The following is a 23,195-nucleotide window of genomic DNA, read 5'->3' on the forward strand; positions in this document are numbered from 1 at the left end:
GTGTGCAGTCGGTCAGTTTAAGCCTTGGGGGCCGCCGTGTGCGGCCCGGGCGCCCCGCCCTCAGCGGCGGGCGGGCAGGAGGGCGGTGTGGGGGTTCAGGCGCACGGGACGCGGTGTGTCGGCCTGGCGCGAGGACGGGGTGAAGGCGGAGAGGGCGTGGCGCGTGGGCGGTGCGACCTGCACGCTGGAGAGACCGGCCAGCCCCAGGGCGCAGGCGGCCATCAGCTGCACGCTGCGTTTCTCGAAATCCGAGATGGAGAGCGGGGACTGGAGACGAAAGCGGGACATCGGTGTGACTCCTTTGAAACGGGGAACGAAGCCGCATTACGCCCGCATCACCGGCCCGGGCCAAGCGCTTTTGCCTGCCGTTGCGCTCTGCCAAACACCTTTGCCTCAGACACATTTCCCCTCATCCGGTTACGGGTTCCGGCCGGATGCCCGACCTCGGGGACAATCGCTGTCTCACCATCGGCCAACAAGAGGCATTTCATGGGCAACCGACTCACCCAGATCGCCACCCGCACCGGCGACGCCGGCACCACCGGGCTGGGCGACAACACCCGCGTTTCCAAGGACAGTCTGCGCGTGCACGCCATGGGCGACGTGGACGAGCTCAACTCGCACATCGGCGTGTTGCTGTGCGAGGAGATGCCCGAGGGCGTGCGCCAGCTGCTGGTGGAGATCCAGCACCAGTTGTTCAACCTGGGCGGTGAACTGTCCATCCCGGGGTTTGAACTGCTCAAGCCCGAGGCCGTGCTCGCGCTCGACGAGGCGCTGGCCACGCACAACGAGGCCCTGCCGCGCCTGCAGGAGTTCATCCTGCCTGCCGGCAACCGCGCGGCCAGCCAGGCCCATGTGTGCCGCACGGTGGCGCGCCGCGCCGAACGCGCCGTGGTTGCGTTGGGTCAAGCCGAAGAGCTGAAGGAAACGCCGCGCCAGTACCTCAACCGCCTGAGCGACCTGATGTTCGTGCTCGCGCGTGTGCTCAACCGCATGAACGGCGGTGACGACGTCTACTGGAAGAGCGAGCGTCTGGCCAAGGCCGACGCACCATGAGGGTCGCCGTCGCCGCCTGGCTGGTGCTGGGCCTGGCCACCGGGGTGGTGGGGCCTGCCGCCGCGCAAGGCAAGGGCAAGAAGGCCGACGCGGCGAGTGAGGTGACGCTGGTGTGCGAGGCGGCCTACCAGCCCGCGCGCACCACGTGGACGCGCACCGTGCGCATCGGCTACGACAAGAAGCGCGTGCGCTCGGTGCACATCGACGGCGTGCCGGTCTACACCTTCACGGTGCGGGAGACCGTGATCCTCACCGCGGTCGACAACGAGCGCATCCAGATCGACACCGCCGCCCAGACCTGGACCAGCGACTTCCGGGGCCAGGCCACGGCGCAGGGGCGCTGCGAACGCGGCTGAGCCGCCGACCGGTCAGCGCGGCCCCAGCACCGCCATCGTGATGCGCGAGACGCAGGTGAGTTCGCCCGCCTCGTTCGTCAGGTCGATCTGCCAGACCTGCGTGGTGCGGCCGATGTGCACCGGCCGCGTGACGCCGGTCACCCAGCCGCTGGTGGCGCCCTTGAGGTGGTTGGCGTTGATGTCCAGGCCCACCGCGCGGTGGCCTTCGGGGCAGCTGTAGGCCGCGCCGCACGAGCCCAGCGTCTCCGCCAGCACCACGCTCACGCCGCCGTGCAGCAGGCCATACGGTTGTTTGGTGCGGGTGTCCACCGGCACGCGGGCGCGGATGAAGTCGTCGCCGACCTCCAGGAACTCCACGCCGAGGTGTTGCACGGCGGTGTCCTTGTGGATGGCGGTGAGTTCGGCGACGGAGATGGGTTTTTTCCAGATGGGCAAGGTCGGGCTCCTGTGATGGTGGGGTCACTATAGGAGACGGCCGGTTTCCTTCGCAGAAGGCGGCGAATGCCTACAGACGGCGGCGGCGCGCGCCCGCACCATCCAGGTTGGAGCAACCCCTTCATGACACTCGCACGCCGCTGGGCCCTGGCCGCAGCCGCCCTGGTGGCGCTGTTGGTGTTCGCCTGCCTGGCCGTGTGGGCGTGGCTGCCCAGCGATGACGAGCTGGCGCGGCGGGTGGAGGCCGAATTCGAGGCCCGCCTGGGCCAGAAGCTCGTGGTGGGCGCGGTGCGCTGGCGCGTGCTCGGCGTGCCGGAAGTCGAGGTGCTGGACGCCCGCACCGAACAAGCCGAAGCCATCGAGGTGCGGCGCATCGCGATCCGCCCCCAGCTCATGCCCTTGTGGCGCAAGCGACTGGTCATCGACCGCCTGGAGGTGGATGGCGCCGTGGTGCCGCGCAAGGCGCTGGCCGCCTACCGGGGCAAGACCACGGACCGCCAGGCGGGCACGCTGGTCCTGCGCTCGATCGTGTTCACCGACGTGACCTACATCTCCTACAGCGAGGTGCCGGTGGTGTACGAGGGCGAGATCGAGCTGGACGAGGACCGTCGGCCGGGCCGCCTGCAGATCCGCCGGCCGGACGCGAATCCACCGGTCTCGCTGGACGCCACGCGCGACGGCCGAGCCGAAGCCGGCGCGGACCTCTACCAACTGCGTGTGCAGGCGGGTGGCGGATCGGCGAACGGCCAGGCACGGCTGGCCACCTCGGCCGACGGCCGCATGGTGCTCCAAGGGGAACTCGCGCCAAGGCGCGTGGACGTGGCTGCGCTGATGGACGCCTTTCACCGGCGCTCGTTCGTCGGTGGCCTTGCCTCGGGCCAAACGGCACTGAGCGCCGAAGGCGACACGGCGGTCGAGCTGTTCCGCTCGCTGCGCACGCGCAGCGTGCTCGACGTGGAGCGCGCCCGCCTGCTGCGCATCGACCTGGACAAGGCCATCAAGTCCCTGGGCGAGGACCGCGCCGGCCAGACGCCGCTGGACAGCCTCAGCGGCGTCATGGCCACGCGCAACACCGAACAGGGCATGCGGACGGAGTTCACCGAGGTGAAGGCGGTGGCGGGCAGCTACAGCGCCACGGGCAAGGCCACGCTGCACCGCCAGCAGATCGACGCGCAAGGGGAGCTGGCGATCGGCGGCGGCATCGTGAGCGTGCCCTTCGCCGCGAAGGGGCCCACGCGCGAGCCGGCGGTGGAGATTTCCTGGGGCGCCCTGGCCGGGGCGGCGGTCGGCACGGCGATCCTGCCGGGCATCGGCACCGCCATCGGGTCCCGGATCGGCGGCGCGGTCAGCGGGCCGCCGAAGGTGGGGGCGGACAAGGCCGCCCCCGAGCGCACGCGCCGGTGAGGAGGCTCAGGCCTTGGGCGTGGCCCGGCCGCGGTTGAGCAGGGCGTACAGGATGATCGCGCCGAAGGTGGCCGTTCCGATGCCCCCCAGCGCGAAGCCGCCGAACTTCAGCGTGTAGTCGCCCGTGCCCAGGATCAGCGTGATCGCGGCCACCAGCAGGTTCTTGTTGTCGGAGAAATCGACCTTGTTGTCGACCCAGATCTTGGCGCCGGCGATGGCGATCAGGCCGAACACCACGATGGACACGCCGCCCATGACGGCCAGCGGAATGGCCTGGATCAGCGCGCCGAACTTGGGGCTGAAGCCCAGCAACACGGCCATCAGGCCCGCCACCAGGAAGATCGCGGTGGAGTAGATCTTGGTCGCGGCCATCACGCCGATGTTCTCGGCGTAGGTCGTCACGCCGGTGCCGCCCGCGCTGCCGGCCACCATGGTGGCCACGCCGTCGCCGATGAAGGCGCGGCCCATGTACTGGTCCAGGTTGCGGCCGGTCATGGCGGTCACGGCCTTGATGTGGCCCAGGTTCTCCGCCACCAGGATGATGGCCACCGGCGCGATCAGCAGCATGGCGTTCATCTGGAACACCGGCGCGCTGAAGCTGGGCATGCCGAACCAGGCGGCGTTGGCGATGCCGGAGAGGTCCAGCGGCTTGCCCATGCCCAGCCCGTTGGTGAGCACGGCGTAGAGGATGCTGGCGATGATCAGGCCCATGAGGATCAGCAGGCGCTGGACCATGCCGCTGGTGAACACGGCCACCAGCGCGACGCAGACGAAGGTGATGCCCTGCATCCAGGCGTCGAAGCCGGTGGGCGCCATGTTCTTGATGGGGATGCCGGCCAGGTTCAGGCCGATCACCGCGACCACCGCGCCGGTGACCACGGGCGGCATGAAGCGCTCGATCCAGCCCGTGCCCACGGCCTGCACGATGGCGCCGATGAGGGTGTAGACCAGGCCGCAGGCGATGATGCCGCCCAGCGCCACGCCGATGTTGGCGTTGGGGCCCGGGCCCGCGTAGCCGCTGGCGGCGATCACCACGCCGATGAAGGCGAAGCTCGAACCCAGGTAGCTGGGCACCTTGCCGCCGGTGATGAGGAAGAAGATCAGCGTGCCGATGCCGCTCATGAGGATGGCGACGTTGGGGTCGAAGCCCATCAGGATGGGGGCGAGCACCGTGGCGCCGAACATGGCGATCAGGTGCTGCACGCCCATCACCGCCGTCTGTGGCCAGGGCAGGCGCTCATCGGGCGCGATCACGCCGCCTTGGTTGAGCGTGGAAGCCGATTTCTCCGTCCAGTTGAACATGCCCATGGCACGGTCTCCTCGTTGTCGTGTTGTGAAAAAAGGCGCCCCTCGCGCCGCAGGCATTGTGCCCGCAAAGCCTCTGAGCCGCAGCAGACTTAACACGCTTAAGTTTCGACCCCAAGGCGCGCAAAGTTTACGCAGAACCCCGCATGAGGGAGGCCGTTTTTCGCTCCTAAAGTGCGCCTTCACCCTTCAAACCCGAAACGCTGGAGACACCATGGAATTCCTCAGCACCGCCGACTTCTGGGTCGGTCTGGTGAAGATCATCTGGATCAACATCATCCTGTCGGGCGACAACGCCGTCGTCATCGCCCTGGCGGCGCGCTCGCTGCCGGCCGAGCAGCAACGCAAGGCCATCCTGTTCGGCTCGGGCGCGGCCGTGGTGCTGCGCATCGTGCTCACGGTGGTGGCGGCCAAGCTGCTGGAGCTGTCGTTCCTGCAGGTCATCGGCGGCGTGCTGCTGCTGTGGATCGGCTACCAGCTGCTCAGCGGCGACGAAGACGGCGAGGACGGGCACCACAAGGGCACGGGCACGATGATGGCCGCCATCCGCACCATCCTGATCGCCGACCTGGTGATGAGCCTGGACAACGTGATCGCCGTGGCCGCGACGGCGCAGGGCAACATGGTGCTGCTGATCCTGGGCCTGGCGATCAGCATTCCGCTGGTGGTTTTCGGCTCCACGCTGATGATCAAGCTCATGGGGCGCTTCCCGGTCATCGTGACCCTGGGCGCCGCCCTGATCGGCTGGGTTGGCGGCGAAACCGTCGTCAACGACCACCTGATGCAGGGCTACACCATGGCCCACCCCTGGCTGCACTACGTCGCGGCGGCCACGGGGGCGCTGCTGGTGGTGGGGCTGGGCAAGTTCATGCAGGCCCGCGCCACGAGCAAGGCCGAGGCCTGAGGGGGGCGCCAGCGCCCTGGCCCCGCCCGTCTCTCAACCGATCGCGGGCAGCACCTCGCCCCGGCTCTCGCCGAAGCCGATGCGCGCCGCGCCCGGCTTCTCGCACCAGCCGCGCAGGATCACCGTGTCGCCGTCTTCCAGGAAGCGGCGCTGCGCGCCGATGCCCGGCAGCGGCACGTCCTTTGTGCCGCCCACGCTGAGTTCCACGATGGCGCCGGCCTCGGCGTGCGTGGGGCCCGAGATGGTGCCGGTGCCCAGCAGGTCGCCGGGCTGCAGGTTGCAGCCGCCCACGCTGTGCTGCGCGACCATCTGCGCGATGGTCCAGTACTGGTGGCGAAAGCTCGTGGCCGAGAGGCGGTCGGGCGCGATGCCGCGCTCGCGGTGCTCGCGCGACTCCAGCCGCACTTCGAGCTGCACGTCCACGCCGCCGCGCTCGCTGTTGGCCGCGCTGTCCAGGTAGGCCAGCGGCTGCGGCTCGTCGGCCGGGTGCGCGAAGGGCACGCGGTAGGGCGCGAGCGCTTCCAGCGTCACGATCCAGGGCGAGACCGTGGTGCAGAAGTTCTTGCCCAGGAAGGGGCCGAGCGGCGCCATTTCCCAGAACTGGTGGTCGCGCGCCGACCAGTCGTTGAGCAGGCACATGCCGAAGATGTGCTGCTCGGCTTCGACCAGCGGAATCGGCTGGCCCATGGCGTTGCCCGGGCCGATGTAGAAGCCCATCTCCAGCTCGTAGTCGAGCCGGTGGCAGGGGCCGTAGGCCGGCGCGGCGGCGCCCGGTGCCATGGCCTGGCCCATGGGGCGGCGAAACGCCGTGCCGCTGACCACCACGCTGGAGGCGCGGCCGTGGTACGCGATCGGCAGCCACTGGAAGTTGGGCGTGAGCGGGTCGTCCGGGCGCATCACGCGGCCCACGTTGCGCGCGTGGTGGATCGAGGTGTAGAAGTCGGTGTAGTCGCCGATGCGCGTGGGCACGCGCATCTCCACCTCGGCCTGTGGCACCAGGCTGGCGCGCAGCGCGTTCACGCCGGGGCCGTTGGCGCCGGTCTTGAGCAGGTCGAACAGCGCGTGGCGCAGCGCGCGCCAGGCGGTCGGGCCCAGGGCCAGGAAGTCGTTGAGCGCGTCACCGGTGCAGGCGTTGACGGCCTGCGAAGCCGGGCCCGAGACCGCGTTGTCGCGCGCGATCGCGGCCAGGTCGATCACCTGGTCGCCGATCGCCACGCCACCGCGGAAGGCCTCGCTGGAACCCTTGCGGCGGAAGACGCCGAAGGGCAGGTTCTGGATCGGGAAATCGGTGCCCGGGGCGTTGGCCGATTCGAGCCAGCTGCGGGTGTTCGCGTCGTGGGTGTGGTTGAGTTCCATGGTCATGCGGCGGTGGCTTGGAGGGCGTCGTCGAAGATGGCCACGGCACGGGTCCAACCCGCCGAGGCGCCTCGGATCTTGTGGGGGAAGCAGGAGATGAAGAACCCGTCGGCCGGCAAGGCCTCGAGGTTGTGCATCTTCTCGATGTGGCAGTAGCCGATGTCGCGCCCGGCCTTGTGGCCTTCCCAGATCAGCGAGGCGTCTTTCGTCTCGCCATACTTCTGCGCGGTGTGCACGAAGGGCGCGTCCCAGCTCCAGGCGTCGGTGCCGGTCAGGCGCACGCCGCGTTCCAGCAAATACATGGTGGCTTCGTAGCCCATGCCGCAGCCGGCCGAGACGAAGTCGTTGTGGCCGTAGCGCGAACCGGCGCGCGTGTTCACCACCACGATCTCCAGCGGCTTGAGGGTGTGGTTGATGCGCTTCAACTCGGCTTCCACGTCGGCGGCCGTGACCACGTAGCCGTCGGCGAAGTGGCGGAAGTCCAGCTTCACGCCGGGCTGGAAGCACCACTCCAGCGGCACGTCGTGGATCGCGATCGCGGGCTTCTTCTCGCCCAGCGCCTTGTCCATGGTGGAGTGGAAGTGGTAGGGCGCATCCAGGTGGGTGCCGTTGTGCGTGGAGAGCTGCACCAGCTCCACCGCCCAGCCCTCGCCGTCGGGCAGGTCTTCCTTCTTCAACCCGGGGAAGAAGGGCTCGATCTGCTCGAAGGTGTTGTCGTGCGTGAAGTACTGGATCTTGGGGGCGAACGCGGGCGGGTCGCTCACCACGTCGTTCTCCAGGTAGATGGACAGGTCGATGAATTTGCGGGGCATGGCGGTGTTCTCCAGTGGGGCGGTGATGTTGGGAATCAGGGGCGTTGCCAGCGCAACAGCGAGCGTTCGGCCAGGGCCAGCACCACGTTGCTGGCAAAGCCCATGGCGCCGAGCAGCACGATGCCGGCGAAGAGTTCGCTGGCCTGGAACGAGCGCGCGGCCAGCAGAATGGCCTGGCCCAGGCCGGGTTGCGAGGCGATCATCTCGCCCACCACCGAGACGATGAGCGAGACCGTCATCGACAGCCGCATGCCGGCCAGGATGTCGGGCATGGCGTTGGGCAGGCCGATCTTGAGCACGAAGGCCAGGTGGCTGAGTTCCAGCGAGCGCGAGACCTCGCGCAGCTGCTTGTGCACGTTGGCCAGGCCGTGCAGCGTGGCCAGCAGCACCGGCCACATGGCACCGAAGGCGACCACGGCCAGCACCATGCCGCCGGAGAGGCCGAACAGCGCGATGGCCAGCGGCATCACGGCCGAAGCCGGCAGCGGGCGGATGAACTCCAGGGTCGGGCCGATCCATTCGCTGGCGCGCTGCGAGCTGCCGATCAGCGCGCCCAGGGCGATGCCCAGCGCGCTGGCCAGCACCCAGCCGCTGAACATGCGGCTGAGCGTGGCCCAGGTGTAGGCCGCCAGGTCGCCGCCGGCCAGGCCTTGCGCCAGGCTTTGCAGCGTGGCCTGCGGCGTGGGCAGGAAGGCGCGGTTGACCCAGCCGCTGGTGCTGGCGGCCCACCACAGGGCGATGAAGGCGGCCAGCACGAGCACGGAGCCCGAGGCGCTGCCGAGCGCGTTCAAGGTGCGGTTGGTTTTGTGTGCGGCGCTCATTCGAAATCCTTCGTGCTCCGCACTGCGGTGCGAGCTTGCTTGGGGCGGCCCTGCGCGGCGCTCATGCGGCCTGCTCCCCCATGGCGCGCGCCACGCGGCGCTGCAGCGCGAGCGCGCCGACGTTGATGACGTAGCCCACGACACCGATCCAGGCCAGCCAGGCCAGCATCAGCGCCGGGTCCAGGCTTTGTTGCGCGATCATCATCGCGTAGCCCATGCCGTGCGGGTTGGCCGCGATCTCCACCGTGACGGCGACCACCAGGGCGATCGCCACGCCCAGGCGCAGCGCGACGAACAGGCGCGGCACGATGGCCGGGCCGATGATCCAGGCGAAGCGCTGCCGCGGCGTGAGTTCCAGCGCGCGCGCCACCTCCAGCAGGCGGGGCTCGACCTGTTGCACCGCGGCCTGCGTGAGCACCAGCATGGGCCACAGGCAGGCGAAGGCGACCACGCTGAGTTCCATGCGCAGGCCGAAACCGAACACCAGCATGGCCAGCGGGATCAGCGCCACCGACGGAATGGGGCGCGCGACTTCCACGCTCAGGAAACCGAGCTGCGCGGCGCGGCGCGACAGGCCCAACAAGGTGCCCAGCAGCAGGCCGCCGAGCGCGCCGATCAGCAGGCCGAGCGCGGCCGTGCCGAGCGTGAAGGCCGTGGCCTCCAGCAACGAGCCGTCGGTGACCGCGCCGCCGAAGGCGCGCAGCGCGGCGCTGGGCGGGGCGATGGCATCGCTGCCCTGGCCCGTGGTGCGGGCCCAGATTTCCAGCGCGCCCAGCAGCAGGGCCGGGAACGCAAGGGACTTCAGCTTCATCGTTCAGTGCCCGAGGTAGTGGTAGAGCTCGCGGCGCAGGCGCAGGAACTCGGGGTGTTCCTTGGTGCTGAGCTGGTCGCGCGGCTGTGGCAGCGGCACGTCGATCAGCGCGGCCAGGCTGGGCAGCTCGGGCGTGGGGTTGCTGCGCAGCGCGATCACGCGGTCGCCCAGGTACAGCGCTTCCTCCAGGTCGTGGGTGACGAACATCACCGTCAGGCCTTCCTCGCGCACCAGGCGCGCCAGCTCGTCCTGCAGGGTCTCGCGCGTCATGGCGTCGAGCGCGCCGAAGGGCTCGTCCATCAGCATCACGTCGGGCCGCTGGGCCAGGCAGCGCGCGATCTGCACGCGCTGCTGCATGCCGCCCGAGAGCTGCGCCGGGAACTTGTGCCCGTGCGCGGCCAGGCCCACGGTTTTCAGCACGTGCTCGATGCGCGCGGGCCGTTCGGCCGCCGGCACGTTCGCCGCCTCCAGCGCCAGGCTCACGTTGGCCTGCACCGTGCGCCAGGGCAGCAGGGCGCGCCCGTAGTCCTGGAACACGAACGCCACCTCGCGGCTCGGGCCGGTGATGGGCGCGCCCTGGCGGCGCACGCTGCCCTGGCTGGGCGTCACGAAGCCGGCGGCGGCGCGCAGCAGCGTGGTCTTGCCGCAGCCCGAGGGGCCGATCACGCACACGAACTCGCCGCGCTTCACCGTCAGTTCGGTGGGTGAGAGGATTTGCCGGCCACCGAGTTCGATGGCGACGCGGTCGAAGTGCAGAACGGTATCGGTCATGGTCGAAGCGGCGCTGGCGTGGGGCGTGGCGTGCCTCACTTGGCGATCAGGCGCGCCACGTCGGGCACCGTCTTGAGCATGCCCTGGTCCTTCATGAGGTCGACCCAGTAGCTGAGCTGCTTCTCGGTCACCACCGCCATGGGGGGCGAGATCTGCACCTTGGCGATCACCTCGGGCGGCAGCTTGATGTACTTGCCGATGGCCGCGCGCACGGCAGCGTCGTTCTTGGGCTGGTTCATGAAGGCCGCGGCCTCCTGCACGGCCTCGCGGAAGCCGCGCGCGGCCGACGGGTTCTTGGCCACCCAGTCGCGGCGCGCGACGTGGATGATGGTGGGCTGGTTCTCGGGCAGGAAGGTCGAGTAGTACGAGGCCACGTAACCCACGCCGGAGTCGGTGATGCGGCTCATGAAGGGGTCGGCGCTCACCACGGCGTCCACCGAACCGCCGCGCAGCAGGTCGCCGTGCTGCGGGAACGAGGCTTCGACGAAGTTCACCTTGGTGTAGTCCACGCCCTGGCTCTTGAGCCAGGCGCGGAAGGTCACGTGCAGGAAGGCGCCCAGGCCGGGCACGCCAATCTTCTTGCCCACGCAGTCCTGGGCCTTGCGGATGCCGCTGCCGGCCTTGGCCACCAGGCCGAAACCGGTGATGGTCTTGGAGGTCACGCCGGCACCGGCGACCACCACGTGGTCCAGGCCGCCGTCCACCGACTGCAGGTACACGCTGGGCGTGGGGCCGCCGATCTGCAGCGAGTCGGCCTGCACCGCGGCCGGGATGGTGGAGTTGATCGGGATGAACTTGAGCTCCACGTCGAGCAGGCGCTTCTTGAAGTAGCCGTTCTCGGCCGCGACGAACACCGAGGCGAAGTCGGTCACGGCGGTGTAGCCGAACACGATCTTGGTGGGGCTCTGCGCGAAAGCCGGCAGGCTCACGGCGGCGGCGGGAACAGAGGCCAGGGCGGCCAGGGCGGTGCGACGTTTCATTGGGGTCTCCTGTGGTTGGTTTTGCTCGGGGGGCGGGGCGAAAGCGGGGGCGGGGGGCACAGCGCGGCGCGCAGTCCCCCCACGATGAAGCGCACCAGCCGCTCGGCGGCGGCCGGGTCGTTGGCGCGGTTGATGTTGAGCGAGAGGCGCTCCACGCGCACATCCACCAGGTGGTGCAGCAGGGCGCCGAGCGCGAACTGGTAGCCCCAGGCGGCCTCGGCGCGGCTGGCGCGCGGCAGGGCGTGGTGCAGCGCATCGATGAAGCGGTGCGCCAGCGGGTCGAAGAACTCGCGCAGCACGCGGTCGGACTCCTCGCCGTGGTAGGCCAGTTCGCGGCCGACCAGCTGGGCGTAGAACTGCCCCTCGGGGCTGGAGCGCATGCGGATCACCGGCGCCACGAAGGCCTCGACGATGCGCGGCAGGGTCTGCGGGTCGTCGGGGTCCTGCGAGGCGGCGTCCAGCGCGGCCAGCCGCTCCTCGATGGTGTGGCTCCAGTGCGCGAACACCGCGTGGAACAGGTCCTGCTTGGGGCCGTGGTAGTAGGCCACCAGCGCCAGCGGCACGCCGGCCTCTTCGGCGATCTGGCGGATCGTCACCGCGTGGTAGCCGCGCTGCGCGAACAGCTTCTCGGCCGCGAGCAGGATGGCCTGCTGGCGGTCGGGGCGGGGCGCGGCACTCTTCTGGCGACGGGCAGGCTCAGGCTTGCGGGACGGCATGGCGGTATTGAACATGTGTTCAAAAATGTTGTACACCCGTACAAACCCTGGGCCGGGTCGTGCGGAAGGCGGGCGCTGGTGTGTTACCAGTGCACCATGGGCAGGCCGGGCACGGGCGAGGTGAAGAAGGGGATGGTGGTGCCCATGAGGCTACCGATGTAGACCGTGCGCAGGTCGGGCCCGCCGAAGGTGACGCTGGCCATCCAGGGCGCCAGCGTGCCGCGCGCGCGCAGCATGTCCTCGGCGGTGAGCGTGCCGTCGTTCATGTGGTCCAGCAGCACCTTCGAGGCCTCGGGGTTGCCGTCGTCGAGCAGCAGGCGCCGCTCGCCCTGCGGCGTGAGCGCGATCAGCTGGTCGGTCATCACCAGCGTGCACCAGAGGTTGCCGAAGGCGTCGAACGCGATGCCGTCGGGGAAGCCGCCCAGGTGGGAGGGCCCGAACACCTCGCGGTCGGCCAGGGCGACGCCCTGGGCCGACTCCACCACGCGCATGCGGCTGATGTGCGGCCCGGTGGTCTCGACGATGTAGAGCCATTCCTCGTTCGCGTCGAAACGGATCTCGTTGGTGAAGTGAAAGCCGTCGGCCACCACGCGCAGGCCGCGTTCGTCCACCACCGCGATGTAGCCGTCGCGCACGCGGCTGCTGGCCGCCACGGTCCAGGGGTTCACGCGCGTGGAGACGGTGAGCCAGATGCGGTTCTTCGAATCGCGCAGCACGAAGTTGACCTTGCCGATCGCCTGGCCGTCGATGGTGTCGTGCAGCGTGCGCGTCTGGCCGTCGCGCGCCATCACCTCCAGCCGGTCGGTGCCGAAGTTGGCGATCAGCACGTCGCCATTGGCCGCGAAGGCCAGGCCGTTGGGCAAGGTGCCCTGCGTGTACTTGGCCTCCACGTCGTGCAGCGAAGCCTGCGCGGCGCTGGCGAAGCGCTGGTCGGCGCGCTGGCCGATGAAGCGCTGCTGCCCGTCGGCGCCGATGCGCGTGACGCCGCCGCGCGCGTCGGCCGCCCACAGCGTGCCGTCGCGCTCGGCCAGGATGCACTCGGGCCGTTGCAGGTCCTGGCCGATGGTGCGGATGGCGGCGCGGTCGACCTGGAAGCCGTCCAGCGGGTTGTTTGTCGAAGGCATGGTGGGTTCCCCGATGAGGCGGGCCGCGGGCTGCGGCCGGCGAAGGGGGCATTGAACGGTTGGCGCCGATTCTTGTACAACCGTACAAACCCTAGTCGTACCGGGCGCGGGCCCGGTCTAAGCTCGGCGCATGACCGCGCCCCACGTGCCCCAGATCCGCCTCTACCAGCAATGGCTCGCCGAGCACCGCGGCCTGCGTTTCGACGACTACGGCGCGCTCTGGCGCTGGTCCATCACCGACCTCGACGGCTTCTGGCAAAGCATCTGGGACTACTTCGAGCTGCAGTCGCCCACGCCGCACACGGCCGTGCTGGCGAAGAACGTGATGCCCGGCGCACCCTGGTTTCCCGGCGCGCGCATGAACTACGCGCAGCAGGTGTTCCGCCACGTGCGGCCGGCGCACGAGGCGGGTTTTTCCGCCGTGGTGAGCCGCAATGAAAAGGGCCGGCACGTGGAGCTGAGCTGGCCCGAGCTGCGGCGCCAGGTCGCCTCGCTCGCGCAGCACCTGCAGGCCCAGGGCGTGCAGCCGGGCGACCGCGTGGCGGCCTACCTGCCCAACATTCCCGAGGCCATGGTGGCTTTTCTCGCCACGGTGTCCATCGGCGGCGTGTGGAGCATCTGCGCGCCCGACATGGGCACCAACGCCGTGCTCGACCGCTTCCGCCAGATCGAGCCGGTGGTGCTGATCGCCTGCGACGGCGTGAGCTACGCCGGCCGCGACCACGACCGCCTGGCGGTGGTGGCCGAGCTGCGCGCGGCCCTGCCCACGGTGCGCCACGTGGTGCTGCACACCAACCTGGCCGAAGGCGAGGCGGCGCAGGCCGAGGCGCTGCAGGCCGCATCGCCCTGTGCCAGCTTCGCGGCCGCCACCGCGCGCGACGATGCCGCCACCGCCGCCTTCGAACCCTTGTGGCTGCCGTTCGACCACCCGCTGTGGATCGTCTATTCCAGCGGCACCACCGGCCTGCCCAAGCCCATCGTGCACGGCCATGGCGGCACGGTGATCGTGGGCATGGCGCTCAAGATCCTGCACAACGACGTGGGCTGCAGCTACCACCCCAACAGCTGGGGCGAGCGCTTCCACTGGTACAGCTCCACCGGCTGGGTGATGTGGAACGCGCAGACCAGCGGCCTGCTCAACGGCACCACCTGCGTGATCTACGACGGCAACCCCGGCGGCAGCAAGGACAAGCCCGACTGGACCACGCTCTGGCGCTTCGCCGCCGAGTTGGGCGTGACCTTCTTCGGCGCGGGCGCGGCCTTCTTCGCCAACTGCATCAAGGCCGGCGTCGACCTGGCCGCGTGTGGCGACCTGTCCGCCGTGCGCGCGCTCGGCACCACCGGATCACCGTTGTCGGAAGACGCGCAGCGCTGGGGCACCGATCAGTTCCGCCGCATCGCGAAGAGCGAGGCGCAGCAGGACATCTGGTGGTGCAACATTTCGGGCGGCACCGACTTCGCGGGCGCTTTCATCGGCGGCAACCGCGAGCTGCCGCAGACGCCCGGGCGCATGCAGTGCCGGCTGCTGGGCTGCGCGGTCGAAGCGTGGAACGAGCAGGGCCAGCCGGTGATCGACGAAGTGGGCGAGCTGGTGTGCGCGCAACCGATCCCGTCGATGCCGCTCTACTTCGTGGGCGACGTGGACCACCAGCGCCTGATCGGCAGTTATTTCGACACCTACCCGCCGGGCCAGGGCCGCAAGCCCGGGGGTGGCGACCTCGGCCCTGAGGCCGGCGCGGTCTGGCGGCACGGCGACTGGCTGCGCATCGGCGCGGACGGCTCCTGCGTGATCTACGGCCGCTCGGACGCCACCATCAACCGCCATGGTCTGCGCATGGGCACGAGCGAGCTCTACAGCGCGGTCGAGGCCCTGCCCGAGGTGATGGACTCCATGGTGGTGGACCTGGAGTACCTCGGGCGCGAGAGTTACATGCCGCTGTTCGTGGTGTTGCGCGAAGGCACCGTGCTCGACGATGCGCTCAAGGCGCGCATCAACGACAGCATCAAGACCGCGCTGTCGCCGCGCTTCGTGCCCAACGGCGTGTTTCAGGTGGCCGAGATTCCGCGCACGCTCTCGGGCAAGAAGCAGGAACTGCCGATCAAGAAACTGCTGCTCGGCCAGCCGCTGGAGAAGGTCATCAACCGCGAGGCCATGGCCAACCCGGGCTGCCTGGATTGGTACGTGAAATTCGCGGCTTCGCGGGCGTAGCTGCTCTGCCAGGTTTTCGCGCCTGCACCTCGTGGGCCCGCGAGTGCCGGGCGCTCTGCTCCGCGGGTGTCCCCCGGCGGCTGGTGCCGCCTCCTCCTTTACCCCGCTGCGCAGAGCGCCCGGCACTCGCGAGCCGCAGCGTGCTGAGGGTGGGCGGGGGTGTTCGACCGTCCGCGTGCCACAGAGGGGGAGGTCACCGGGTGTCCGGCGCAGCGGCGTAAAGGAGGAGGGGCGGCGAAGCCGCCCCGGGGGACAGCCGCGGAGCCGGGCACCCGGTGGCCTCCCCCGTTCGTGCCGGCGTGAGCCCTCAGTTCGCCACCGTGAAGCGCTGGCGCGTGTGTTTGGGCGTCTCGATTTCGTCCACGATCGCCACCGCCAGATCAGCCACCGAGATGCCGGCAGGCGCTTCGCCCTGGCCGGGCAACAACTGGTCACCACCCGTGCGGTACTGGCCCGTGCGCTCACCCGGCGCCAGTGCGATGGGGGGAGAGATGAAGCTCCATTCCAGTTCCTTCTCACCCCGCAGGCGCGTGAGCAGGTCGCGCGCGGCCAGCGCACCCTGTTTCCACTCGGCCGGAAACTCGGGCGTGTCCACCAGCTGCAGACCGGGCGCCACCTCCAGGCTGCCCGCGCCGCCGACCGCCAGCACGCGCTGCACACCGGCCTGCTTCGCGCCGGCCAGGATGCCGTCGTAGCCCAGGCCGAACAGGCGGTGGATCTCGGCCTCGCTCCAGCCCGGGTTGTAGGCGCTCACGATGGCGCCGTGGCCGGCCACGGCCCGGGCCACCTGCGCGGCGTCGGTCACGTCGGTCTTCACCATCTGCAGCCGGGGCTGGGCGGCCAGCTTGTCGGGGTGGCGGGCGAGGGCGGTCACGCTGTGGCCGCGCGAAAGCAGTTCGGTGAGCACGGCGCTGCCGACGAAACCGGTGGCACCGATGAGGGCGATCTTCATGACGGGACTCCTGAAAAGGTTGGGATGGATCTAGTGTCCTGGCTACACGAAAAGCGCGGTAGGCGGCAAAATCCGCTTTCTTCTTGTAGAAAATCTAATCAATGAGCAGCGAAACTACCGCCTGGACCGACAAGCTCAAACGCATGGCGCTGTTCGCGGAGATCGTGGACAGCGGCTCGCTGAGCGCCGCCGCTCGCCGCCTGGGCAGCACACCCTCGGCCGTGAGCCAGCAGCTGCGCCTGCTCGAAGAGGCCCTGGGACTGGTGCTGCTGCACCGCTCCACCCGCCGCCTCACGCTCACCGAGGCCGGTGAGCGTTATTACCCCGCCTGCGCCGCCATGGTCGCCCAGGCCCGCAGTGCCGACCAGGCGCTGGAGCGCCTGCGCGACGAACCCGAGGGCGAGCTGCGCCTGGCCGCGCCGATCGGCTTCGGCGAGCTGCTGGCCAGCGCGCTCGAACCGCTGCGCCGCCACCCCCGGCTGCGGCTGCACCTGTTGCTGGACGACACGCCCATCGACCTCATCGGCGAGCGGGTGGACCTTGCGCTGCGCGTAGGCCGCTTCACCGATTCTTCCCTGGTCGCGCGCCGCCTGGGGGAACTCCAGCGCCAGCTCTGCGCCGCGCCGCGTTACCTGGCCGAACGCGGCTGGCCGCGCCACCCAGGCGAACTCGCCGGGCACGACTGGCTGGGCCTGCCGCCGCGCGGCACGGCGGTGGACACGCTGAGCTTCCAGGGCCCGCAAGGCGAGCGCGAAGAGGTGCGCGTCGAAGCGCGCCTGCTGGCCTCGCAGGTGACCGCGCTGCAGGCCATGGCGCTGGCGGGATGGGGTCTGTACGTGGGCATGGCCGACGACGTGCGCCAGGCCCAGGCCGAAGGTCGGCTTGCGCCCGTGCTGCCGGACTGGCGGCTGGAGCCGGCGGCGGTGTTTGCGGTCACGCCCCGGCGCGGCGAACAACCGGCCAAGGTGCGCCATGCGCTGCAGGCCCTGCAGCAGCACTTCGCGGCCCGGCCGGGCTGAGCGCCTCTTACAGCGCGGCGAGCTTCGCCATGCCCCAGGCGACCACGCCCACCTGCACCAGGTTGAGCAGGATGCCCGCCATGTGCAGGCGCCGGAAACTCGGGATGGCGGAGGCGTCTCCGCCCGCGATCCGTTCCCGCAGCGCGTCCATGCGCGGGACGACCCAGCGGCGCACCGCGAAGACAAAGGCCGCCACACCGCCCATGGCCAGCCCCACCGCGACGCGGCCCACCGCCAGCTGGCCCAGGGCCCCGAGGCTGGCGGCGACCACCACCACCGAGTAGTAGTAGTTGAACAAGCCCCGGACGAAACGCGCGTCCTGCGGCGTGTCGTGTTTCAGGATGAGCAGTGGCGGCGACGCAAAGGTGAAGAACACCATGGGAAAGATCAGCGCGACCAGCGACAGCAGCACGACAGCCTTGGACAGCATGGGGTTCTCCTTGCCGCGGTGGTCTCGGCTGGGGCGCCGCGGGCCATGAGGGCCGGCTGATGCTCATCCGCCAAACTGACGGATGACTTACATCGCACGGCCACCCGTCCGCTGCGGTGCTTGCCGCCACGGGCCTCAGAGCGGTGCGTCGCTGGAAGGGGTCTTGGTGCTGTGGGTGAGGCCCATGTGGATCCCGCTGCCGGCATGGGACCACAGCCGCTTCGCCAGTTCTTTCGAGTGCTGTTGGGCCGCCCGGTCCTTCAGGGCCGACAGCGCCATCAACAGGTCGAGGGGCCCTTTTTGGGCGGCCTCCTTCAGCCCCTCCTGCCAGTCGCTTGGCAGCGGCACGCCACGGGACCTGAAGTGGACTTGAATCCACTGGCGGGCTTTCTCCGTGTCTCGGTGGATGGCCTGGCGCAGGGCGGCCACACCCATGCGGCTCAAGGCCTGAAGCGCCTTCACCAGGCCCTTGTACGAGCCTGCCGCGATCTCTGGATGGAGCGCCCGCATTTTCTGCAGTTCGGCGGCGCCCGCGATCTTTTGCGACCGCAGGAACTTGGCCGACCAGAAGGGATTGCCCGTGGCGTGGCCCCTTTTCAGCTGGTCGAGCTCGGTCTGGATCGCCTGGATGTTCTTGGCGCGGGCGGTCTTGTTGGGCCACGCCAGCGCGGCGCGGTAGAAATTGAGCCGGTTCGGGTCCAGCGGGTGGCCCAGCCTCGGTGTCGACGTCGCCACGCCGTGTTGTTGGGCGAGCTTCTCCAGGCGAAAGAACGCCTGCAGATGGGTGACGCAGCCGGATGCGTCGGGCGCGGCTTCCGCGCGCTCCCTGGCGGTGTGCAGCTGCGCCTCGAGGCAGGCCAGGGCGGTCTTGCGCTGGCGAGGGTCGCGGCTCTGGAGCGCCTTCTCCAAGGCCCCAGGGGCGCTGTACAGCGCGGCCTGGTGCGTGGGGTCCGCCGACGCCAGCGACAACTTCCCAAGCGAGGTGGAGGACAGGTTCAAAGGGGAGAGGGGGCTGCCCAGGCAACGCTCGAACAGGTACCGGATGAACGCGCCTTCATCGTTCAGGCGGTAGCCCTTAAAACCGAACACACCACCGCCTTCGCCGGCACCGATCGTCCAGGTGTGCAGTTTCTGCCCCGACAGTTGTCGGGCCATCGCCAGCGCGTGCTGGACGTCCGGGTCCTCCACGGAGCGGCCCGCCGTTTCGCAGCGCAGGCGGAGCTCGCGCAAGGCCGCGAGGCGGCAGAGGGCCTCGGGAAAGCCGCCACCCGTGGGGTAGGCATGCAGTGAGGCCACCACCTTGGACAGGGTCTGGCCCCGCAGTTTTTCGGACACGGACAGGAATTGCTGCAGCAACCGCAGCACGGCATCCACGTTGCGTGCATCCATGTCGTGGAGGGAGGTGATGCCCAGCGCGGCATAGAACGCCTCGCCTTCTGAAGGCATGCCCTTGACGGTGGCTTCCACGAGCGCCTGCACGTGCGGCACGAGCTGCCGTTTGCCGGCCGCATCGCTGGCCTGGCAGATGGACATGAACGACGCCAGCGTGTCGGTCTGCAAGGGCGCGGTCCGAGCGTGCCCTTGCAGGACGGTCAGAAAGCCGCCCGCGTCCCGCGGCGAGATGCCGTAGCCGTTCTGAAGGACTTGCTGGTACTTGACGTTGGCGAAATCGTGGTCGTCGCGCAGGCATATTTCGATGTTGCGCCACTGGCCGCCGGCGATCCAGCCGGCGACGGTGGCGCGCGCCTGCGCCTCCTGTTTCGCCTCGTGGCGGCGGGTCTGCAGCAGGTCCCAGGCGTCTTGCGGCGTGTTCATCACCTCGTGGGTGTGCACACACAGGCGGCGCAGGAACGGCTGGAAGCCCTCATCGTTCCAGTGCCGCTGGATGAGCCGCGGGGTCAGGGACGATTGGCGAAGGTCCCCCATGCCGGAGCCCGGCGCGAGGTGCCGGGTCCAGCGCGGTTGGACCGGCTCGGCCGGGCGGGCGATGTCCGTCGGCGCGTGGCCGAGGGCTTGCCACCGGTCCAGGGCCATCAGCTGGTCCCAGGCGGAAACGTCCGAACGCGCATGGAAGCGCCGCAGCGCCTCGGCCTCCGACGGGGAGCTGGCCTGCGAGCCCAGCTGCACGATGAGCCGGGTGAGCGGCTCGCGGTCGCCATGGATGGCCGCGTCGATCACCGAGGGCGAGAGGCCGAGGGCGATCAGCATCTGCCGGGTGCGGTGTTGTGTGGTTGGCGCCAGAAGCCGATCGACCAGGCTGCGCGCGATGGCCTGGATCGGGCGACCCTGGTCAGGGTCGGCCAGGCCCGGCATCGCGCCGGTCTTGCGGTCGTGGTGGGCCGCCACCGCGCGGCAGGCCTTGTCGTGGCGCTTCTGCTCAGCGGCCCTGACCTTGGCGCGAATGCCGTACCACAGCATGTAGCCGCCCGCGAGGAGGATGCCCACCAGGCCGGGGATGCCCATGGTGGCGGCGCCGAACAAGGCGCCGCCGCCCAGCGCGGTCAGCGCTGTGGCTGCCACGGCGCCCCCCAGGCTGGTGCCGCCGTAGATGCCGCGGATCCAGCCGTGCAGGTCCAGCAGGTTGGCGTCCAGCCGTTTCAACTCCCGCCATTGGTGGCGGTGCTCCATCAGCTCCAGCAACTCGGGGCAATCCGCGCCGTGGGCTTCGAAGACGTTCTTGTCGAACCGCTCGGCCAACAGCAGCGTCTTGCGCTCCCGGCGGGCATCCATGCCCTCGCAGACGGCCTGCAGGATGTGGAGGACGCCCGTCACCATGTTCATGGAGCCGGAGAGGTAGGGCAGGGCGACGGCGATGTTCTTGGCCGCGCCGGTCAGCGGCCCGCTGGTCGACAGGCCGCTGACCACGGCCGACGGGACGGTCTTGAGCAGGGAGAGCGAGCCGAAACCGACGTCGCGCACCCCGGCCAGCAGGCAGCGGGGGATGAGATGGCCCGGCTCCAGGCACTGCTTGAACGTCGCCGCGTGGGTGTCCGCCAGCGCCCGCAGTCTGGCCTGAGCTTCCTTGAGCAATGACAGGTCGCGCGGGTTCTGCGCGCCTGGAGGCCGTCGCAGGAACTCCGCCTCCAGGCCTGCCAGGGCCTGGAGGCCGGACGCCGCGCTCAGGTAGACGCGGCAGGCTTCCAGTTCCTGCTCGCGGCCCGCCAGCGCGCCGCGGATGCCGTCCCAGGTGATCTTGGTGTCGCCCGCCTGTCCCAGGCCGACGACCAGCGCCGGCAGGTTGTGCAGCCCCGAATTCGGGTGCTCGGCGCCCGTCTGGAAATCGATGCCCGTCCCGAAGCCCGCGCCGACGGTGGCGTACAGCAGGACGCACCACACTGGGTAATAGTGTTGGGCGGAAACGAGGGGGTCGAGGTCGTCCTTCAGGGGGGTGAAGGCCACGCTCTGGAGGATGTCGGCCACCCGCTGCTGGACGTCGAGGGAGGGCCCCTCGGCCTGCAAAAAGGACGGCCGCAAGAGCTCGAGGGGAATCTGGCTGGCCTCCCAGGCGGAGTCGGAGGGCGACGATCCGTTGGCCGGGGAGTGGGCGTCTTCGATGAGCGTCCTCTCATCGGAGTCCACCGTCTGGTCGCCGAAGGGCAGAGGGAATGAATAGACCGGCAAGCAGGCGCTGATGGTGCTCAAAATGTCCTCCCTGTTTCAGTTTCGTGGGTGAAAGAACTGAAACAGGGAAGTGATCCGAATCTCCTGGGGGGTTCGGTCTGGCCACCTCGGGATTTCCCAGGGGAGGCGCCCCGGGCCGCCGAAAGGCCTCGTTCAGCCGCGCCGGCTCACCAGCACGATACCCAGCGCCACGCCCACCAGCGCCACCACCAGCTGTGGCGTGAGCGGCTCGTTGAGCAGCACCACGCCGAACACCAGCGCGAACACCGGGGTGAGAAAGGTGAAGGTCGACATCTGCGTGGCGGGGTAGTGCCGCAGCAGCCACATCCAGGTGAGGTAGCTCGCGAAGGCGCCGACCACGGTCTGGATGCCCAGCGAACCCCAGGCGCGCGCCGAGTAGTCGAGTGACCACACCTCGCCCAGCGCGAGCGAGATGAAAGGCGCGACCACCGCCGTCACCGCCACCTGGTAGAACAGGGTTTTCTCCGCGCTCGCGCCCGAGAGCTTCGTGGCGCGGATGGTGAGCGTGGTCAGGCCCCAGAGCGTGCCGGCGGCCAGCGCCATCGCGTCGCCCAGCCACGCACCGGCCACCGGCGAGCCGTGCATGAAGCCTTCGCTGAAAGCCAGCGCCACGGCGGCGAAGGCGATCACCAGGCCCACCCACTGGATGCGCCGCAGCCGCTCGCCTGGCACCACGCGCGGCAGCAGCAGCGCCACCACGAAGGGGCTGGTGTAGAGGAACACCGTGAGGCGCGATGCGCTGGTGTGCAGCAGCCCGAGGTAGATGAAGGCGAACTCGCCGGCGAACAGCGAACCCGCGAGCAGGCCGGCCTTGAGCGTGCCGTCGCGCGTGAACAGCGGCACACCGCGCACCCGGCACCAGGCCCAGATGAGCACGGCCGCGCCCCAGAAGCGCAGCGAGGCCTGCCACAGCGGCGGCACCTCGGCCACGGTGTCCTTGATCAGGATCTGCTGGAAACCCCAGAAGGCGCAGCACACCACGAGCAGGGTGATGGCGAGGGAGTCGAGGTGGGTCTTGCGGTCGGCCGGTGAAGTCATGCCGGCGATTGTCGGCGCGCGCCGATGTCCCGGCTGTCGCGTGGGCTTCGTGCGGGGTCAGCCGGGCTGCGCGAGCCGGCGCAGCTGGTCCTTGAGCCGGCGCACCTCGGCCGCGCTCAGGGTGCCGAGCACCGCCGCCTCGTGCTCGCGCGCCTGCGCGATCAGCGGCGTCACCTTTTTCTGGCCGGCGGGGGTGATGTTCACCAGCGTGCGGCGCTGGTCGGCCGGGTCGTCGCGCAGCGCCACCCAGCCCTGGGCGGCCAGGCGCTGCACGAGCTTGGTCACGGTGGGTTGCTGGCTCAACACCTCGAACGCCAGCTGGCCCACCGGCATGGGTGGACGGCCGGTGAGCGTGGCCAGCACGCGCCATTCGATGCTGCTCAGGCCGGCGTCGCGCACCACGGCGTCGAAGTCCTTGAACAGCGCATGGTTGGCCTGCCCGAGCAGGTAGCCCAGGTAGTCGTCCGTGAAGCGCTCCGCCGTCATCGCCTTCAGAGCGGGTGCTCGGTGTAGAAGCGACCGCCGTGGAACAGCAGCGGCGAGGCCTCGGGCCGATGCCGGCAGCGCTCCACCTCGCCCACGAAGATCACGTGGTCGCCTTCGGCGTACTGGCTGCGGTTGAAGCACTCGAAGCTCGCGGCGGTGCCGTCGAGCAGCGGCGCGCCGCTGGCCCCGCTGGTGAAACCCACGCCGGCCCAGCGGTCGGTGTCGCGCGCGGCAAAGCGCTCGGCCAGCGACTGCTGGTCGGCCGCGAGCACGTTGATCGCGTAGTGCCGGCCATTGGAGAACGCGGCCATGGAGCCCGCCACGCGCGCCAGGCTCCAGAGCACCAGCGGCGGCGACAGCGAGACCGAGTTGAAGGAGTTGGCCGTCAGGCCCACGAGATCGCCGCTGTCGGTGCGCGCGGTCACGATGGTTACCCCGGTGGCGAACATGCCCAGCGAGGCGCGGAACTCGTGCGCCGAAAAGTCAGGGGGCCGGGCTTGGTGGCCGGCGGAGCGGGCTGGGGACATGGTTGGAATTTATATGAAAATTCATGAATAATGGCAATGCC

At 69.7% G+C, this 23,195-nt stretch carries 23 protein-coding genes; 6 read left to right on the forward strand and 17 right to left on the reverse strand.

The window, feature by feature from the left end:
* Positions 1 to 60: 60 nt before the first annotated feature.
* Positions 61 to 288 (reverse strand): hypothetical protein, encoded by a 228-nt coding sequence (locus tag AC1Q9M_RS15640; RefSeq protein WP_382163517.1) that lies wholly within the window; start codon positions 286 to 288, stop codon positions 61 to 63.
* Between the two features lie 201 nt (positions 289 to 489).
* Between AC1Q9M_RS15640 and AC1Q9M_RS15645 the strand changes: the two genes are divergently transcribed.
* Positions 490 to 1,056: a cob(I)yrinic acid a,c-diamide adenosyltransferase gene (locus AC1Q9M_RS15645; RefSeq protein WP_291119221.1), complete on the forward strand. Its 567-nt coding sequence runs from the start codon at positions 490 to 492 to the stop codon at positions 1,054 to 1,056.
* A complete protein-coding gene (locus AC1Q9M_RS15650) occupies positions 1,053 to 1,412 on the forward strand; it encodes a hypothetical protein (protein WP_444687819.1) in 360 nt (119 codons plus the stop codon). Before AC1Q9M_RS15645 ends, AC1Q9M_RS15650 begins: the two co-directional genes overlap by 4 nt.
* A 12-nt stretch (positions 1,413 to 1,424) precedes the next feature.
* Here the strand turns inward: AC1Q9M_RS15650 and AC1Q9M_RS15655 are convergent, their stop codons facing one another.
* Entirely contained in the window at positions 1,425 to 1,847 is a 423-nt protein-coding gene (locus AC1Q9M_RS15655; RefSeq protein WP_382163513.1) for a hotdog fold thioesterase, read from the reverse strand.
* Between the two features lie 123 nt (positions 1,848 to 1,970).
* Here AC1Q9M_RS15655 and AC1Q9M_RS15660 point away from each other — a divergent pair, with 123 nt between their 5' ends.
* The gene (locus AC1Q9M_RS15660; RefSeq protein WP_492434553.1) at positions 1,971 to 3,251 is read left to right on the forward strand and encodes an AsmA family protein; all 1,281 of its coding nucleotides are present in this window, start codon (positions 1,971 to 1,973) and stop codon (positions 3,249 to 3,251) included.
* A gap of 6 nt (positions 3,252 to 3,257) precedes the next feature.
* On the opposite strand, the gene AC1Q9M_RS15665 is transcribed toward AC1Q9M_RS15660, so the two are convergent.
* Positions 3,258 to 4,559 (reverse strand): solute carrier family 23 protein, encoded by a 1,302-nt coding sequence (locus AC1Q9M_RS15665; protein WP_382163510.1) that lies wholly within the window; start codon positions 4,557 to 4,559, stop codon positions 3,258 to 3,260.
* A 211-nt stretch (positions 4,560 to 4,770) separates the two neighbouring features.
* Between AC1Q9M_RS15665 and AC1Q9M_RS15670 the strand changes: the two genes are divergently transcribed.
* A complete protein-coding gene (locus tag AC1Q9M_RS15670) occupies positions 4,771 to 5,460 on the forward strand; it encodes a TerC family protein (protein WP_382322685.1) in 690 nt (229 codons plus the stop codon).
* A 33-nt stretch (positions 5,461 to 5,493) separates the two neighbouring features.
* Here the strand turns inward: AC1Q9M_RS15670 and fahA are convergent, their stop codons facing one another.
* The 8 genes from fahA to AC1Q9M_RS15710 form a co-directional block, all read right to left on the reverse strand.
* Complete coding sequence (gene fahA, locus AC1Q9M_RS15675) at positions 5,494 to 6,816, reverse strand: fumarylacetoacetase (protein WP_492434554.1); 1,323 nt, start codon at positions 6,814 to 6,816, stop codon at positions 5,494 to 5,496.
* Between the two features lie 2 nt (positions 6,817 to 6,818).
* Entirely contained in the window at positions 6,819 to 7,628 is an 810-nt protein-coding gene (locus AC1Q9M_RS15680; RefSeq protein ID WP_382163506.1) for a cyclase family protein, read from the reverse strand.
* Positions 7,629 to 7,663: 35 nt separating this feature from the next.
* Positions 7,664 to 8,449: an ABC transporter permease gene (locus tag AC1Q9M_RS15685; RefSeq protein ID WP_492434555.1), complete on the reverse strand. Its 786-nt coding sequence runs from the start codon at positions 8,447 to 8,449 to the stop codon at positions 7,664 to 7,666.
* A 61-nt stretch (positions 8,450 to 8,510) separates the two neighbouring features.
* Positions 8,511 to 9,260, reverse strand: coding sequence for an ABC transporter permease (locus AC1Q9M_RS15690; protein ID WP_382322688.1), 750 nt, complete (start codon positions 9,258 to 9,260; stop codon positions 8,511 to 8,513).
* A 3-nt stretch (positions 9,261 to 9,263) separates the two neighbouring features.
* The gene (locus AC1Q9M_RS15695) at positions 9,264 to 10,031 is read right to left on the reverse strand and encodes an ABC transporter ATP-binding protein (RefSeq protein ID WP_382163500.1); all 768 of its coding nucleotides are present in this window, start codon (positions 10,029 to 10,031) and stop codon (positions 9,264 to 9,266) included.
* A gap of 35 nt (positions 10,032 to 10,066) precedes the next feature.
* Positions 10,067 to 11,011, reverse strand: coding sequence for an ABC transporter substrate-binding protein (locus tag AC1Q9M_RS15700; protein WP_444687821.1), 945 nt, complete (start codon positions 11,009 to 11,011; stop codon positions 10,067 to 10,069).
* On the reverse strand, positions 11,008 to 11,727 hold the full coding sequence (locus tag AC1Q9M_RS15705) for a TetR/AcrR family transcriptional regulator (protein WP_382322690.1): 720 nt from the start codon (positions 11,725 to 11,727) through the stop codon (positions 11,008 to 11,010). Before AC1Q9M_RS15705 ends, AC1Q9M_RS15700 begins: the two co-directional genes overlap by 4 nt.
* Before the next feature lie 83 nt (positions 11,728 to 11,810).
* Positions 11,811 to 12,851, reverse strand: a complete 1,041-nt coding sequence (locus tag AC1Q9M_RS15710) for an SMP-30/gluconolactonase/LRE family protein (protein WP_382322691.1) — start codon at positions 12,849 to 12,851, stop codon at positions 11,811 to 11,813.
* A gap of 130 nt (positions 12,852 to 12,981) precedes the next feature.
* Here AC1Q9M_RS15710 and AC1Q9M_RS15715 point away from each other — a divergent pair, with 130 nt between their 5' ends.
* Positions 12,982 to 15,060, forward strand: a complete 2,079-nt coding sequence (locus AC1Q9M_RS15715) for an acetoacetate--CoA ligase (RefSeq protein ID WP_492434556.1) — start codon at positions 12,982 to 12,984, stop codon at positions 15,058 to 15,060.
* A 307-nt stretch (positions 15,061 to 15,367) separates the two neighbouring features.
* Here AC1Q9M_RS15715 and AC1Q9M_RS15720 read toward each other — a convergent pair whose 3' ends face one another.
* A complete protein-coding gene (locus tag AC1Q9M_RS15720; protein WP_492434557.1) occupies positions 15,368 to 16,012 on the reverse strand; it encodes an NAD(P)-dependent oxidoreductase in 645 nt (214 codons plus the stop codon).
* 101 nt (positions 16,013 to 16,113) lie between these two features.
* Between AC1Q9M_RS15720 and AC1Q9M_RS15725 the strand changes: the two genes are divergently transcribed.
* Positions 16,114 to 17,031 carry a LysR family transcriptional regulator gene (locus AC1Q9M_RS15725; RefSeq protein WP_382327748.1) on the forward strand — a complete coding sequence of 306 codons (918 nt, stop codon included), beginning with the start codon at positions 16,114 to 16,116 and terminating at the stop codon, positions 17,029 to 17,031.
* Positions 17,032 to 17,038: 7 nt separating this feature from the next.
* Here the strand turns inward: AC1Q9M_RS15725 and AC1Q9M_RS15730 are convergent, their stop codons facing one another.
* The 5 genes from AC1Q9M_RS15730 to AC1Q9M_RS15750 form a co-directional block, all read right to left on the reverse strand.
* Positions 17,039 to 17,461 (reverse strand): hypothetical protein, encoded by a 423-nt coding sequence (locus tag AC1Q9M_RS15730; protein WP_382163489.1) that lies wholly within the window; start codon positions 17,459 to 17,461, stop codon positions 17,039 to 17,041.
* A 135-nt stretch (positions 17,462 to 17,596) separates the two neighbouring features.
* Positions 17,597 to 21,103 carry a hypothetical protein gene (locus AC1Q9M_RS15735; RefSeq protein ID WP_492434558.1) on the reverse strand — a complete coding sequence of 1,169 codons (3,507 nt, stop codon included), beginning with the start codon at positions 21,101 to 21,103 and terminating at the stop codon, positions 17,597 to 17,599.
* Positions 21,104 to 21,235: 132 nt separating this feature from the next.
* Positions 21,236 to 22,141 carry a DMT family transporter gene (locus AC1Q9M_RS15740; RefSeq protein WP_382322695.1) on the reverse strand — a complete coding sequence of 302 codons (906 nt, stop codon included), beginning with the start codon at positions 22,139 to 22,141 and terminating at the stop codon, positions 21,236 to 21,238.
* Between the two features lie 57 nt (positions 22,142 to 22,198).
* Positions 22,199 to 22,627: a MarR family winged helix-turn-helix transcriptional regulator gene (locus tag AC1Q9M_RS15745; RefSeq protein WP_382322696.1), complete on the reverse strand. Its 429-nt coding sequence runs from the start codon at positions 22,625 to 22,627 to the stop codon at positions 22,199 to 22,201.
* A 5-nt stretch (positions 22,628 to 22,632) separates the two neighbouring features.
* The gene (locus AC1Q9M_RS15750; protein WP_492434559.1) at positions 22,633 to 23,154 is read right to left on the reverse strand and encodes a flavin reductase family protein; all 522 of its coding nucleotides are present in this window, start codon (positions 23,152 to 23,154) and stop codon (positions 22,633 to 22,635) included.
* Positions 23,155 to 23,195 lie beyond the last annotated feature (41 nt).

The sequence above is a fragment of the Hydrogenophaga sp. GW823-FHT04C09 genome (assembly GCF_058796355.1).